At 55.2% G+C, this 14,144-nt stretch carries 11 protein-coding genes; 4 read left to right on the top strand and 7 right to left on the bottom strand.

Annotation, left to right across the window (positions count from 1 at the left end; all coding sequences use genetic code 11):
• The first annotated feature begins 4 nt into the window (after positions 1 to 4).
• Positions 5 to 3,178 carry a multidrug efflux RND transporter permease subunit gene (locus R3I13_RS01105; RefSeq protein WP_346316062.1) on the top strand — a complete coding sequence of 1,058 codons (3,174 nt, stop codon included), beginning with the start codon at positions 5 to 7 and terminating at the stop codon, positions 3,176 to 3,178.
• Here the strand turns inward: R3I13_RS01105 and R3I13_RS01110 are convergent.
• From R3I13_RS01110 to gndA, 5 genes are all read right to left on the bottom strand, one after another.
• Positions 3,175 to 5,043 carry a monovalent cation:proton antiporter-2 (CPA2) family protein gene (locus R3I13_RS01110; protein ID WP_346316063.1) on the bottom strand — a complete coding sequence of 623 codons (1,869 nt, stop codon included), beginning with the start codon at positions 5,041 to 5,043 and terminating at the stop codon, positions 3,175 to 3,177. The two genes, R3I13_RS01105 and R3I13_RS01110, sit on opposite strands and share 4 nt — an antisense overlap.
• A gap of 12 nt (positions 5,044 to 5,055) precedes the next feature.
• Entirely contained in the window at positions 5,056 to 5,667 is a 612-nt protein-coding gene (locus R3I13_RS01115) for an NAD(P)H-dependent oxidoreductase (protein WP_346316064.1), read from the bottom strand.
• A gap of 141 nt (positions 5,668 to 5,808) precedes the next feature.
• Positions 5,809 to 6,534: a 6-phosphogluconolactonase gene (gene pgl / locus R3I13_RS01120; protein WP_346316065.1), complete on the bottom strand. Its 726-nt coding sequence runs from the start codon at positions 6,532 to 6,534 to the stop codon at positions 5,809 to 5,811.
• Positions 6,535 to 6,540: 6 nt separating this feature from the next.
• On the bottom strand, positions 6,541 to 8,049 hold the full coding sequence (zwf, locus tag R3I13_RS01125; RefSeq protein ID WP_346316066.1) for a glucose-6-phosphate dehydrogenase: 1,509 nt from the start codon (positions 8,047 to 8,049) through the stop codon (positions 6,541 to 6,543).
• A gap of 17 nt (positions 8,050 to 8,066) precedes the next feature.
• A complete protein-coding gene (gene gndA / locus R3I13_RS01130) occupies positions 8,067 to 9,482 on the bottom strand; it encodes an NADP-dependent phosphogluconate dehydrogenase (protein ID WP_346316067.1) in 1,416 nt (471 codons plus the stop codon).
• A gap of 159 nt (positions 9,483 to 9,641) precedes the next feature.
• On the opposite strand from gndA, the gene R3I13_RS01135 reads away from it, so the two are divergent.
• Both R3I13_RS01135 and R3I13_RS01140 read left to right on the top strand, forming a co-directional pair.
• Positions 9,642 to 10,010, top strand: a complete 369-nt coding sequence (locus R3I13_RS01135; protein WP_346316068.1) for a hypothetical protein — start codon at positions 9,642 to 9,644, stop codon at positions 10,008 to 10,010.
• A 38-nt stretch (positions 10,011 to 10,048) separates the two neighbouring features.
• Positions 10,049 to 10,501, top strand: a complete 453-nt coding sequence (locus R3I13_RS01140; protein ID WP_346316069.1) for a VOC family protein — start codon at positions 10,049 to 10,051, stop codon at positions 10,499 to 10,501.
• Here R3I13_RS01140 and R3I13_RS01145 read toward each other — a convergent pair whose 3' ends face one another.
• Together R3I13_RS01145 and R3I13_RS01150 are read right to left on the bottom strand one after the other, a co-directional pair.
• On the bottom strand, positions 10,502 to 11,857 hold the full coding sequence (locus R3I13_RS01145; RefSeq protein WP_346316070.1) for an SGNH/GDSL hydrolase family protein: 1,356 nt from the start codon (positions 11,855 to 11,857) through the stop codon (positions 10,502 to 10,504).
• A 282-nt stretch (positions 11,858 to 12,139) separates the two neighbouring features.
• Positions 12,140 to 12,847, bottom strand: coding sequence for a DUF4198 domain-containing protein (locus R3I13_RS01150; RefSeq protein ID WP_346316071.1), 708 nt, complete (start codon positions 12,845 to 12,847; stop codon positions 12,140 to 12,142).
• 183 nt (positions 12,848 to 13,030) lie between these two features.
• Here R3I13_RS01150 and R3I13_RS01155 point away from each other — a divergent pair, with 183 nt between their 5' ends.
• The gene (locus tag R3I13_RS01155) at positions 13,031 to 14,140 is read left to right on the top strand and encodes a hypothetical protein (RefSeq protein WP_346316072.1); all 1,110 of its coding nucleotides are present in this window, start codon (positions 13,031 to 13,033) and stop codon (positions 14,138 to 14,140) included.
• Positions 14,141 to 14,144: the final 4 nt, after the last annotated feature.

Here is a 14,144-nt window from a genome sequence, read left to right on the forward strand (position 1 = left end):
GCACATGATCTCTAAAACGTTCATAGAAAGGAAGAATACCACGATCGTGATCGCTATCATCCTGGTGATCGTAGGGCTCATATGCATGGTAAACCTTCCCGTGGCACAGTTGCCGGACATTGCTCCGCCTACCGTTTCCGTGACGGCCAACTACATCGGCGCCAACTCCACCACCGTGGAAGAAACCGTGACCACTCCCATCGAGAACCAGGTGAACGGCACGCCCGGCGCCATGTACCTGCAGTCCGTAAGTGCGAACGATGGCTCCATGAGCATCACCGTCACATTCGAAATAGGCACCGATCCGGACATCTCCACGCTGGACGTACAGAACCGCGTGAGCCTGGCGCTGCCTTCCGTGCCCGACGATGTGCGCAGGGTGGGCGTTACCACTAAAAAACGCTCCAACGATATGCTGATGGTGCTCGCGCTGAACAGCCCGGGCGGCACGCACGACAAGTCTTTCCTGGAAAACTACCTCAACATTTATCTCAAACCCGAAATAGCGCGCATCAGCGGCATCGGCGACGTAACCGCCTTTGCCAACGACTACAGCATGCGCATCTGGCTGGACCCGGACAAGATGGCCAACCTCAACATCTCCACATCAGACGTGGCGAGGGCCATCCAGGAGCAGAACACACAGGCGCCGGCCGGCATCATCGGCGCGCCGCCCGCCAATCAGAACCAGGCATTTGAATACTCCGTGAAAGTAAAAGGCCGCCTGCTTACCGCTGAAGAATTCGGGGATATCATTGTAGCTACCAACCCGCAAACCGGTTCGCTGGTACGGTTAAAAGACGTTTCACGCCAGCAGCTCGGCTCTTTCAGCTATGCGATAGACGTGCGGGCGGACGGCATGCCCGGCACCGGGATGGCCATCTATCTTTCCCCCGGCGCCAACGCGCTGGATGTGGCAGAGCGCGTGCAAACGCGGATGAAGGAGCTGGAAAAGACCTTCCCGCAGGACGTGAACTGGCTCATTCCTTTCGAAACCGTTTCCTTCGTAAAGATCTCCATCAACGAAGTGATACATACTTTCCTGGAAGCGATGGCGCTGGTAGTGCTGGTGGTATACATCTTCCTGCAAAGCTGGCGGGCCACGCTGGTGCCCGTGCTCGTAATTCCCGTTTCGCTCATCGGCACCTTCATCTTTTTCACGCTGCTGGGCTTTTCCATCAACACCCTTACGCTGTTCGGCTTCGTGCTGGCTATCGGGATCGTGGTAGACGATGCCATTGTGGTGGTGGAAGCCGTGCAGCATCATATAGACGTAAACGGCATGACGCCGCTGAATGCGACCTACCGCGCCATGCAGGAAGTGCAGGCGCCCGTAATTGCCATTGGCCTGATATTGGCCGCGGTGTTCGTGCCTGTGGCATTCATACCCGGCGTGAGCGGCAAGTTGTACCAGCAGTTCGCGTTGACCATTGCGTTCTCCGTCATCCTGTCCGCATTCCTTGCACTCACGCTTACGCCCGCACTTTGCGCGGTGATGCTGAGGCCTTCACAGCTGAATGAAAGATCAAGAGGGTTGAACGCCCTGCATTACCGCTTCAACAGGTGGTTCGGCCGGTTCACCGAAAGGTATACCCATGGCGTGCGGAGAGCGATCAAACAAACAGCGTTCGTACTCATAATGCTGGGCATCCTTTTCGCCGCGGCGTTCTACCTGTTCAGGAAAGTGCCGACCACTTTCGTGCCGCAGGAAGACATGGGCGCGCTCTTCCTCGCCCTGGAGCTGCCGGACGCGGCATCGTCCATACGTACGAGGGAAGTAGCGGAGCGGGTGAACAAAATACTCTCAGAAGACCCTGCTGTGGCTCATTTCATGGGTGTTGCCGGTATCAACTTCGTAGCCGGCGCCAACAAGCCTAACTCCGCCACCTGGTTCGTGAACCTCAAGCCATGGGATGAAAGGTATGAGACAGGACAAAACATGAACACCATCATCGGCCGCCTGCAAGGCAAGCTGTCGCAGATCACGGAAGCTACGGCGCTGGCGCTGCCCTCGCCCACCCTGCGCGGGATGGGTACTTCCTCCGGCTTCTCTTATATCCTGGAACAACGCAGCGGCAACGATATCATGGAATTCAACAAAGTACTGCGCGACGTGCTGGTGGCAGCCAACCAGCGCCCTGAAATAGCACAGGCATATGCTTTCTTCAGCGCCACTACGCCGGAATATAACGTGGAAGTGGACCGTGACCGCTGCAAGCAACTTGGCGTAGCGGTAAACGATGTGTTTGGGGCGCTGCAAACTTTCCTCGGCGGCTTGTATGTGAACGACTTCACCCGCTTCGGCCGCAGCTTCCGCGTGGTGCTGCAGGCGGATACCACCTACCGGAAAAATATCAGCCAGTTGCAGTTCTATTACGTGCGCAACCTGAACGGGGAAATGGTGCCGCTGAGCAGTCTCATCAAATACAAGCTGGGAGCGGGTGCGCCGGTGATCAATCACTTCAATCTTTACCGTTCCATAGAGATCAGCGGCACGAGCAAGCCCGGCTACAGCAGCGGCGATGCCATCAGGGCCATGGAAGAAGTGTCTGCACAGGTATTGCCGTCCAATTTCAGTTACGACTGGAGCAATATTTCCCGGCAGGAAATTGAAGCGGGCAACAAAAGCACGCTGATATTCATGTTGTCTATCTTATTCGTATTTCTTTTGCTTACCGCCCTATATGAAAGTTGGTCTGTCCCATTTTCCGTACTGCTGGCAGTTCCGGTAGCCTTGTTCGGGTCCATCCTGGCGTTGTGGTTATCAGGGCAGGCTAACAGTGTGTATTCCCAGATCGGTCTTATTACGCTGATCGGCCTTTCCGCCAAAAACGCGATCCTGATCGTGGAGTTCTGCAAGGAACGGGTGGATAAAGGCATGCCTTTGATACAAGCCACGCTGGAAGCGGTCGCGCTGCGTTTCAGGCCTATCCTGATGACGTCTTTCGCGTTCATTCTCGGCGTGCTGCCACTGGTATTTGCGCATGGGGCCGGTGCGGCTTCGCGTGTGAATATCGGGTTCACCGTGGTGGGGGGAATGCTGGCGGCCACTGTGCTCGCCATCTTCTCCGTACCGGTGCTGTATGTGCTGATCACGCGGCTGGCCTATGGCAAGAAGAAGCTGGCGCAGCTGGAAGAAGAAGGAAAGAAATGGTCGGATGACGGTCCGATGCACTAGTTCCGTTCTTCCGCGTTCTCATGATCCCAGCCGGCGTCGCGTATCATCATGTTGGTGTACGCGTCTGCCTGTATCAGCTTTTGCAATTCTTCGATCCTTTCTTTCATGACGTTAACGTATTGTTTGTCGTCGCGGTAAGCGGAAAGGCCTTTCAACGACCTTTCGTCGAAGCGGCGGAACATGCGCGCGGCGCGCTGGCTTTGATAAGCTCTTCTGCCCAGCATTTCCAATACGTCGGAAGCCATGCGCAGCGAGGTGTCCACCGTTTCGCGGTAGATGCGCAGCACGCCTTCGTTCATCAATTCAAAAGCATCATTATTATCTGTGGCCCTCACCAGCATTTGCAGGTGGGGGTAATGTTTTTTGACGGCGTTGACCACTTCGAGGTTCTTTTCCGGCGTTGCCATCGCGATCACGATTACGCGCGCCTGTTCCGCGCCGGCAGATTTGAGGAGATCAGCGCGGGAAGCATCGCCGTAGTATACTTTCAGTCCCATTTTACGCAGCAGGTCCACCCGGTCTGAATCAAGGTCCAGCACCGTGGCCCTTACGCCGCTGGCGCGGAGGAAGCGCCCGACGATGGTGCCGAAGTGGTCAAACCCCGCGATGATAACGGGATTGCGCTCGTCTATCTGGTCGGGTTCCCTTTCTGCATTCTGTTCCGCGGCGCAGCCGAAGCGCGGTTGTATCCACTTCTCGAAAACCAGCATCAGCAAAGGCGTAAGCGCCATCGTAATAGCTACTACGGCCATCATGGCGTTCACCACTTCTTTGTCCAGCAAAGAGGCGCCGGCAGAAAAGGAGAACAGCACGAAAGCGAATTCGCCCACCTGCGGCAGCGCAAAGGAGAACAGCAGGTTCTGCTCGCGGCTGAGGCGGAATATTTTTCCAAGTCCCAGCAGCACCATGAATTTGACGATCATGATCCCCGACACGAGACCCGCTACCAGCATTGGATGCCGTATGATCAGGTCAAAATCGATCGTGGCGCCGACGCCTATAAAAAACAAGCCCAGCAACAGGCCTTTGAATGGTTCTATATCGCTTTCCAGCTCATGCCGGTATTCGCTGTTGGCCAGCACCACGCCACCCAGGAATGCGCCCAGGGCGGGACTTAGCCCCACCAGCGTCATCAGCACGGCAATGGCCACTACCAGCAGCAAGGCCGAGGCGGTGAAAAGCTCTCTCAGCCTGGTGCGCGCCACGATATGCAGGATCGGCTTCACCACGTACCGCCCTCCTATCACCAGGCTGATCACCGCGCCCAATACGATCAGCGTTTTCGCCCATGCCGGCTGGCCCGCGATCAGCGAGCTGCTTTCCTGCGCCGATATGGCCGCGCCGGCAGGCGCCAGCAACGGGAAAATGGCCAGCATCGGGATCACGGCTATATCCTGGAACAGCAGCACCGAAAAGGCGCTCTGCCCCGCCGCGGAGCCCATCTGCCCTTTCTCCCCCAGCATCTGCAGCACGATGGCGGTAGACGATAAGGAAAGGATCATCCCGATCACGAGGGACTGGTTCCAGGGTAAACCGACCAGCATGGCGATGCCCGTTACCACCAGCGCGGTAACGGTCACCTGCAGCCCGCCCAACCCCAGTATGGGCGCGCGCAGCTTCCACAACAGCGAAGGCTCCAGCTCCAGCCCGATGAGGAACAACATCATCACCACACCGAACTCCGCGAAATGCATCAGGTCTTCCCCGCCATGGCCTATCAAACCCAGCACGGCAGGCCCGATCATGATACCACCAAGCAGGTATCCCAGCACGGAACCGAGGTTCAGCTTTTTGGCCAGCGGCACAAACACGACCATGGTAGCAAGGTATACCAGCGCCTGGTAAAAAAAGGATTCGTTCGTCATAAGAGCCGGGTTTTATTTGGATGCGGATATTGTTTCAGGAACGCCTGTAAGACTGTTCAGCTCCAGCAGCTGCTGCGCCATTTGCAGGTCCAGCTGGCCGGCCTGGAGGCTTTGCAGGAGCCGCGTATAGCCGGCGGCGTACTGGTCCAGCTGCTGCTCGGCCAATTGGTTGGTGCCATGTATCACGAAAGGCGGCAGGTACTGCATATGGCAGAGTTTGGCTGATTGTTCGAAAGGCAGCATGAACTGTTTGATCACATGCCCGTGATGCCCTTCCGGACTGTATGCGCCTTCGTTGCCGCCGGTGGAAATGACCTGCAGCAGGTACTTTCCCTGCAAAGCCGTGCCGTTTTTCCCGTAAGCCCAGCCATGTTCCAGCACAAGGTCCATCCATTGCTTGAGCAGGGCGGGACCGCTGTACCAGTAAAATGGGTGCTGGAAGATGATCACATCATGTTCTTTCAGCACCTGCTGTTCCGTATCAGGATGTACATCAAAGTCAGGGTATACTTCGTAAAGGTCGCGCAGCGTAATGCCGGGCAGCTGCTTTACTGCCCTGATGAGCTTTGCATGAACGCGGGAGCGCTCAAATGCCGGGTGGGCGAAGAGGACTAGTACTTTCAATCTCCAGGAAATTTCAAATGATGACTGAAGTTAAAGAGATTAGGCGAACCAGCCTAATGTGTGGCGCGCCGTGGCCGGCCTGCAATAAAAAACCGGGAAGCATTTGAGCGCTTCCCGGTTTCGTGAATGCGTTCTGTAATGTTATATCTGCAGCGCTTCGGCGGCCGCTTCGTCTATAAACCAGTGCAGGTCGCCATTTTCAGGGCGTATCAGCTGCGAAGGATAACGGTCTGGGTCGGGAGCGCCGTCTATCACGGCTTTCAGCGTGAGGGCCTTTGCGGCGCCGGTGGCCATGAACACCACGCAGGCGGCAAGATTAGTGACCGGCGCGGTGAGCGTGATGCGGTACATGTCCTGCGCTTCGAGCCAGAAGGCTTTTACCCAGGCTTTCTTTTCGTGCACGATGGGCAGGCCGGGGAAGAGGCTCAGCGTATGGCCGTCGTCGCCCATGCCCAGCAGCACGAGGTCGAAAGTGGTTTCCCTGCCGTGGAAGTAGCGGTGAAGGGTCTTTTCGTATTCGGCGGCGGATTGTTCAGGTTCAATGTCCGTGCGCATCACGTGGATGTTCTCAGGCAGGGCGCCTACCTGGTCCAGCAGCACGTCGTAGGCCATGCGGGCGTTGTTGCGGGCGTCTTCAAAAGGCACAGCGCGTTCGTCGCCCCAGAAAAAATGCACTTTGTTCCATTCTATCATGTTCACATACGGTTCCTTTGCCAGCAAGGCATACAGCGCTTTAGGCGTGTTGCCGCCGGAGAGGGCGAAGGTGAAGCGGTCCTGTTTTTGCAGCACTTCCTGGATGTACTGGCTGATGAATGCGGCCAGGTTCTCGCTCAGTTGCTGTGTATCTTTTGCCACGTGTAATTCCATAATGCGCTATTTTTTTTCCGGTGGAAGGTTGATCCAGCTGTGACCGTCGCGCGCGATGAGCGCATCCGCATCTTCAGGACCCCATGAATCGGGAACGTAATTCGGAAAGTCTTGCGGGATACGGTTTTCCCAGGTATCGAGAATGGGCATGATCACTTTCCAGGCAGATTCCACCTGGTCTGCACGCATGAACAGTGTAGCGTCTCCTTCCATCACGTCCAGCAGCAGGGTTTCGTATGCTTCAGGCGTGTGATCGTCGGAACCTTCGTAGTTGAAGGTCATGTTCACGGGGTCCAGCGTCATGGTCTGGCCCGGGCGCTTGGCCTGGAAACGGATGCGGATATCCATCTCCGGCTGAATGCTGATCGTAAGGCGGTTGCTGCGCCAGGATTCAGCGGCTTCAGACGGGAAGGCGTATGTGGGCGCCTCCTTGAACTGGATGGTGACATGCGTGCTTTTCTGGTGCATCAGTTTGCCGGTGCGCACGTAGAAAGGTACACCCTGCCAGCGCCAGTTGTCGATAAAGAATTTTACCGCGGCGTAGGTATCCGTATTGGATTGGGGATTCACGCCTTTTTCTTCGCGGTAGCCCGTTACCTGCTTGCCTTTCATCCAGCCGGCACCGTACTGGCCGCGCACGGCGGATTCGTGTACATCTTCCCGTTTGATGGGGCGGATGGCGTTGAGCACGTCCACTTTTTTATTGCGGATCTCGTTGGCGTCGAAAGAAACGGGGGCTTCCATGGCCACCATGCAAAGCAGCTGCAGGATGTGGTTCTGCACCATGTCGCGCAGGGCGCCGGAATGTTCGTAATACCCGCCGCGGCCTTCCAGGCCGACGCTTTCGGCAGCGGTGATCTGCACATGATCGATGTAATGGCGGTTCCACACGGGTTCGAACAGGGCATTCGCGAAGCGCAGCGCCAGGATGTTCTGCACGGTTTCCTTGCCCAGGTAGTGATCTATGCGGAATATCTGCTCTTCGGCAAACAGGCCGGTGAGCAGGGCATTCAGCTCGTGCGCGCTTTCGAGGTCGTGCCCGAAAGGTTTTTCAATCACGATACGGGTGGCGCTTTTATCCTTGCAGAGGTTGAGCGTACCCAGCTCCTGTGCGATGGAAGGCACCAGCTGCGGGGCCACGGCGAGGTAAAAGATCACGTTCGGGTGCACGCCCCATTCCGCTTCTTTCTGCTGCACGTATTCCGTGATGCGCTGGTAGGAAGCAATGTCGCCCGCATCCAGCTGAAGGTAGTTGACGTGCTCGAAAAATGCCTGGTAGTGGCCATTCGCTTCCGCTTTGCGGCGGGAGAATTTCTCAATGCCTTCCTGCAGGTGGGCGCGGTAATTTTCAGAAGAGTATTCCGTGCGGCCGATGCCCACGATGGCAAAGCGTTCCGGCATCCATTCGTCCAGGAACAGGTTGTACAGTGCGGGCGTGAGCTTCCGGTAGTTCAGGTCGCCGCTGCCGCCGAAAATGAAGAGGATGGAAGCAGGCGGGCGTTTATGATGTTGCATAAAAAAGATAAAAATGATTAATGGTGTAGCCAGGTGGTATGAAAACTGCCCGGCATGTCTATCCGCTGGTATGTATGTGCGCCGAAGTAATCGCGTTGCGCCTGCACCAGGTTGGTGGGCAGCTTTTCGTTGCGGTATGCATCGAAATAGGAAAGCGCCGCCATAAAACCTGCCGCGGGCAAACCTGCCTGTGCAGCCTGTACGATCACCGCGCGCATGTTATGTTCCTTTTCTTTTACAATGCCGGCCACTGCTTTGTTCAGCAACAGGTTGGGTAATTCAGGCGATTCTTTCAGCGCTTTGTAGAAGGTACCCAGCAGGGCTGAACGGATAATGCAGCCGCCGCGCCACACTTTCACGGCGTCGGGCAGGGGTATCTGCATATCATGCGCTTCCGAGGCGGTGTGCAGCATGGCCATGCCCTGTGCGTAACACATGATGGTGGCAAACTGCAGGGCGTCTTTTACCTGTGAAATGAAAAGCTTTGTATCGGCAGACACGGGGATCTTCGGTTCCTCGTAGACTTTGGCCGCCTGCACCCTTTCATCCTTATAAGCCGAAACGGTGCGCATAGACACTGCCGTGTCTATGATGGTAGCAGGCACGGCCAGGTCCATGGCTTCCTGGGAAGTCCACTTGCCGGTGCCTTTGGAGCCTGCTTTGTCCAGGATCATATCGATGAGGCGGTTGCCTGATTTGTCGTCTGTTTGCAGGAAGATGTCTGCGGTGATCTCCAGGAGGAAGGACTGCATTTCGCCGCTGTTCCATTCCTTGTATACCTGGTGCAGCTGGTCGTTGTTGAGGCCCGCGCTTTGCAGCAGGCGGTAGCTTTCGCTGATGAGCTGCATGATAGCGTATTCTATGCCGTTGTGCACCATTTTTACATAGTGGCCGGCTGCGCCTTTGCCGAGGTAAGCCACGCAGGGCTCGCCGTCTACCTTAGCGGAAATGGCTTCCAGCATGGGTTTCACATGCGGGTATGCTTCCTGGTCGCCGCCGGGCATTATGCTCGGGCCGGTGCGCGCACCCTGTTCCCCGCCTGAAACGCCTACGCCCATGAAATGAAAACCGGCGGCTTTCATGTATTCTACCCTGCGGAGCGTGTCCGTGAAGTGGGAGTTGCCCCCGTCTATCACGATGTCTCCCGGTTCCAGCCAGGGTTTGAGCGATTCCAACACATCGTCTACCGGTTTGCCTGCGGGTACAAGCATCATCACCCTGCGGGGGCGCTGAAGCTGGCCGATCATTTCTTCCAGCGACACTACCCCTTTTACGCGGGTGCCGGCGGTAGCGGAGGATTCCAGGGCTTTGGCCTTTTCTGTATCCTTATCGAAGCCGATCACGGCAAATCCATGATCCGCCATATTGAGCAGGAGATTGCGCCCCATCACGCCCAGGCCGATCATTCCGAATTCGTATAAGCTGTTTGCCATATTGATTATTGTCAGTATTGAGTATTCGAGCCGCGAAATTAGCCATTTATTTGTGCAATTGCATGTGCCGCCGCTCACGGAACGCTCAAAAATAGGCACAAAAATGTGATAGGAAAAGTTGAAACAACTGCATAAATTACAGTATTAATCCCCCAAACCATGAAAAAAGGTATTTTTCTCCTGCATTATCTCCCCTGTTCCTACTTCATTATCTGTTCCCTTTGTATATTATGGAATGCTGATATGATCAATTATCTCGGGCTCACCCTCCTGCTGATCTTTTCGGGGCTTTTGTTCTTCAAACGCACGGCTTTCCGCATGGCTGTGGGAGGACTCACCCTCGTTGCGAGCTTTTATTTCCTGCTGGCGCTGCTGGACGAAGCAGGCGACGCGCGTGCCGCCGGGCAGAGCGCGGGTATGTTGCTGGGCTGGGGCATCAGCCTGATTGGCCTTTCCGCCCTCATGTCCATCCTTCTTATCCTTCCCCTGAATATGCCGCAGAAAGCGCCAGTGTACCAGCGGAAATAGGTCTTGCAAACCCGGGGATTTATTATCTTGTACGGGTTATGAAGAAATTACTGCTCCTTTGTCTTCTCGTTTCAGCCGCAACGGCCGTATCCGCGCAACAGAAAAAAACGCGCCCTTATCTCAACCACCTCGCGCTGTATGTGCAGGATCTTGAAAAGGCCACGGTGTTTTACCGGGACTTCCTCGGGCTGGACACGATCCCCGAGCCCTTCCACGACGGCAAGCATACCTGGTTTTCCGTAGGCCCCGCCAGCCACCTTCATCTCATTGCAGGCGCCAAAGCGCCCTACACCGGCGACCGGAACTCTCATATCTGTTTTAGCGTCCCTTCCGTGGAGGAATTCATCACCCGGCTGAAAAAAGCGGGCATGACCTACATCAACTGGGCAGGGGAAAAAGAAAAGATCACCGTGCGGGTAGACGGCGTGAAACAAATTTACCTCCAGGACCCTGACGGGTATTGGATCGAGGTGAATGATGCGACGAAATAATTATACTTTTTTCAACACGTACTTATGCGCCGCCGGCTTCAGCAACAGCGGCAGGGAGTCCAGTGAAGACTGCCACTGGCGGCGGGTTTCAGCTTCCTTCGGTTTCTGCTCGATATAACCAATAAGCAGTTTTTTCACGTAATCCGTATCGGGCTTTTTCGCGAAGCCGGTATCGTAGTGGTTTTTCACGACCTCCAGGTTTTCACGGCCCGGCAGCGTATTGATGAAACGATATTCCACCAGCCGTATCTGCCGCAGCTGGCCTTCGAGCCGCCAGCTGTTCTGCAGCAGCGCCTGCACCTTCTTCGCCTGCTGGTATTGCGGCGTTTTCGTGATCAGCGCCAGGTTCAGCCCTCTTTCCAGCTCGCCGGAAAAATAAGTCCCTATTTCCACATCGTCTATCCACAACGTATAATTGCCGGGTTTCAGGAAGTTGAACCTGACTACCTCGCGGTTGAAATTTTCGGTGAAGGGCGCCAGCTCCAGCGCAAAAGCCTGTTCATCGCGCAGCGGGAAAGGCAGCGCCTGCTCTTCCGCCGTGAAAGTAACTGTGTTGCCGTCGCGCACCAGGTTGGTGATCTTCGCCTGCTGCGCTTTTTCCTGGCTCGATTTCGTGTCCCGGTCTGCAACGATGGTAGCCACGATCGGCGAAGATTTGAATGTTTTCAGGAACTCCCAGGCCATCAGCAGGTGGCCTACCGGGCCGGGATGCACGCGGTCTTTGCCGATCACCGTGGCAGTGGAATCCGTGCGCTGCACTTCGGCGTTGATGGTGCTGAGCGAGGTCCAGTAGTCCACTACGGGCACGTTGTACCTGGCCGCGAATTCGCGGATGTAGCCGGCGCAGGTCTTCAGCGCATCGTTCACGCCGTAAAGGTTATTACCGGCCATCCTGGAAGTCTGGTCGTAGATGGAAGGCGTTTGCAGCACTACTTTTATGCCTTTCGACCGGAAGATGCGGATGATGCTGTCCAGGTTCTTTTTATAGATAGCCAGCGCCTGCTGCTGCTGGTCTTTGATGCCCGGTTCATTTACCCGTTTGGCGTCGTACAGCGGGCGGTTCACGTCGTTCATGCCGATCATGATAACGGCCCAGGTGGGCTTGTGTACAAGTATATCCTCGTCCATGCGGTGTATGATGCCCCTCGTTACGTCGCCGGAAATGCCGCAGTTAAAAAAGGTGACGCCCAGCTGCGGGTAGCGCGTGGTGTACCAGAGGGCAACGTTGTGCCAGTAGTCCCCGTTGTGGGTGATGCTGTTGCCCACAAAACAAACCCGGTCGTCCTTTTTGAAAAGCTGGGCGGAAGCGGAAAGGCTGGTAACGAAAAAGCAGGAAATGATGATAAAAGCGCGCATGGTCGTTGGATATATCCGATAAAAATAGGCATTCCCCCGAAAAATCCTAACCCGGGCGCCGGCATAAAAATGAAAGTACATCCGGGGATGTACTTTCTGAGAGGGGTTGGGGAAAAACAAACAGTAGTAATCAGACTAGCAGGTGTAAAATTAGGGCAGGACGGCAGCAAAAACACGAGTAAAACCGCTGGTTTTTGAAAACGCGTAGTTTTACGCATGAGCTGTTTGCAATAAAAAATGGGCGCACGAGCGTACGCCCATTTTATTATAGTAACACAACTTCTATTTCACTTCGATGCAGTAAGTAGCGCAGCGCCATACAGCTTCGAAAGCCTGGCCGTTGTGCTGGCCGGTCTTCTTCTCAGTGCCGGCAACTTCCACCATATACCTGCCGGGCCAGAGCGGGGTAAAGCTCGCCTTGCCGGTGCTGTCTGTATACAATTCCTTACCCCAGCCATTGGGCGCGAACACCTTCACTTCCTTCTCTGCGGCGGGTTTCAGGTCCATCAGGGCCTGCAGGCTGATGCTTTCATTCACTTTATGCGCTTTGGGAGCTACGAACACGCTCACATCGTTCTTATTGGCGGCGGGGCTGGCTTCGCCTTTACCTACCAGTACGCTGGCGCTGGAATGGTAATCCAGGCGGCTGCCGTGGTAAAGTTCTTTTACAACATGTTTCATCACCACGGTGTATACACCTTCAGATTCGGGGGTGAAGAAGGCTTTATAGTGGTCTTTACCCGGGGCGGATGTGAGCGGGATCTCTTTTTTGTCAGGGGTAATGAGGGTGAGGGTGTATGATTTGGTGTCGGAAAACCATTTATCCAGCGGGGAAATATCCTTATCGGCAAATTCTCCCCAGAAAACGCGCACTTCCTGCGGCTGGCCTTTTTTACCTGTCGGGTTGGTCTCGATCCAGAGGGCGTGGGCAAACACCTGGGCGCATGCCAGGGTAAAAAAGGTTATCATCCATAATGATCTGTAAAGCATAGCAATAGTTTTGTGGGCGTGAAATTATTGCCTCCCGCGGGCTTGCTTTACTCAGATCGGTAAATTTATTTACGCAAAAGGGAAAATTTCATTGGCAGGCTATTTGCGCGGCAAATAGGGAATATTGCATAATTTAGTGATAATGATGTTCGTTATAATACATCAGTGTTAAATTTGCCCTCCATGAAACGGATCCTTTATTTGCTTGTATTTTTCCTGCCGGCAGCGGCCAGTGCCCAGAAACTTTCAGAATCAGCCATTGAAGACGTGTCCGCCAAAATGGCCACCCAGTTCCTGAAGCTGAACGACCCGGCCCTGGTATTTGTGACCGAACAGATGAGCAGAACCGGTTCCGGGGGTTTGCAGGTAGACAAAACCATGCAGGAGCTTCAAAAGGACCCCGCCGCCCTGGACGCCGCTCTCCGGTTCCTTTACCAGTACAGCGACTGCAACCGCCAGACCCTCATTGCCAACCTTCGCGCGATGAACGTGAATTCCGGCAACGTGTTCCCCCTGGCTACCTACATCGTGAATAAAAATAAGAACGACAATAAAGCCCTCGTGGAGGAAAAAACAGAGCTGTACCGCATCGGCGCCATCCCTAAACAGATCTCCGTGATGGTGGCCCCGCCTGAAAACCAGAACCAGGCTGCGGCCGCGGGCACCGTGCTCCAGGGCGCCCCGCCCGCGAACGCCACCGGCCAGGCTCCTGCCGCCGCATCAGGCTCCACTCCCGCTAAAGAAACGATCAATACCGCCGCCAATATGCCGGTGGATACCCGCAACTGGGACGTGCGCAATGTGTTCAACATGGTGAAACCGGACCAGCTGCTGGAGTTTTATGGTAAAGAGAACGTGGAACTGCGCGATGCTGTGGACTTTGAAGGCAATGATGTCGGCAAGGCCTGGGTAGTGTACCCCGATACGGAAAATGAAATGGAAGTGATCTTTTATAAAGACTCCACCAAATCCGTGGCTTTCAGCAGGGAAGACGGCAAATGGCGCTCTCCCTTTGGCATCAAACCCGGCGACCCGATCGAAAAGGTCAATAAAGTGAACGGCAAAAGCTTCCGCATAAACGGTTTTGAATGGACCAACGGCGGCACGGTAGACAGCTGGGAAGGCGGCGCCATGGATAAAAAAGGCGTGATGATCCTCTTCCGCGCTGTGAACAGCGGCGATCCCAAGCTCTACGATAAATACACCGGCGAAAAGAAATTCAGTTCCAGCGACGCCTCGCTCAAAAAACTGGGCGTGATCGTGGAGAAAGTAGTGTTCAGGACTTATCAATAAGACC

The sequence above is a fragment of the Chitinophaga sp. YIM B06452 genome, assembly GCF_039655965.1.
Lineage (GTDB): Bacteria > Bacteroidota > Bacteroidia > Chitinophagales > Chitinophagaceae > Chitinophaga.

Bases quoted from the DNA above. Each gene is read 5' to 3' on its own strand.
- R3I13_RS01105 (WP_346316062.1), top strand. From the start codon at position 5: ATGATCTCTAAAACGTTCATAGAAAGGAAGAATACCACGATCGTGATC.
- R3I13_RS01110 (WP_346316063.1), bottom strand. From the start codon at position 5,043: ATGACGAACGAATCCTTTTTTTACCAGGCGCTGGTATACCTTGCTACC.
- pgl (WP_346316065.1), bottom strand. From the start codon at position 6,534: ATGGAATTACACGTGGCAAAAGATACACAGCAACTGAGCGAGAACCTG.
- zwf (WP_346316066.1), bottom strand. From the start codon at position 8,049: ATGCAACATCATAAACGCCCGCCTGCTTCCATCCTCTTCATTTTCGGC.
- gndA (WP_346316067.1), bottom strand. From the start codon at position 9,482: ATGGCAAACAGCTTATACGAATTCGGAATGATCGGCCTGGGCGTGATG.
- R3I13_RS01135 (WP_346316068.1), top strand. From the start codon at position 9,642: ATGAAAAAAGGTATTTTTCTCCTGCATTATCTCCCCTGTTCCTACTTC.
- R3I13_RS01140 (WP_346316069.1), top strand. From the start codon at position 10,049: ATGAAGAAATTACTGCTCCTTTGTCTTCTCGTTTCAGCCGCAACGGCC.
- R3I13_RS01145 (WP_346316070.1), bottom strand. From the start codon at position 11,857: ATGCGCGCTTTTATCATCATTTCCTGCTTTTTCGTTACCAGCCTTTCC.
- R3I13_RS01150 (WP_346316071.1), bottom strand. From the start codon at position 12,847: ATGCTTTACAGATCATTATGGATGATAACCTTTTTTACCCTGGCATGC.
- R3I13_RS01155 (WP_346316072.1), top strand. From the start codon at position 13,031: ATGAAACGGATCCTTTATTTGCTTGTATTTTTCCTGCCGGCAGCGGCC.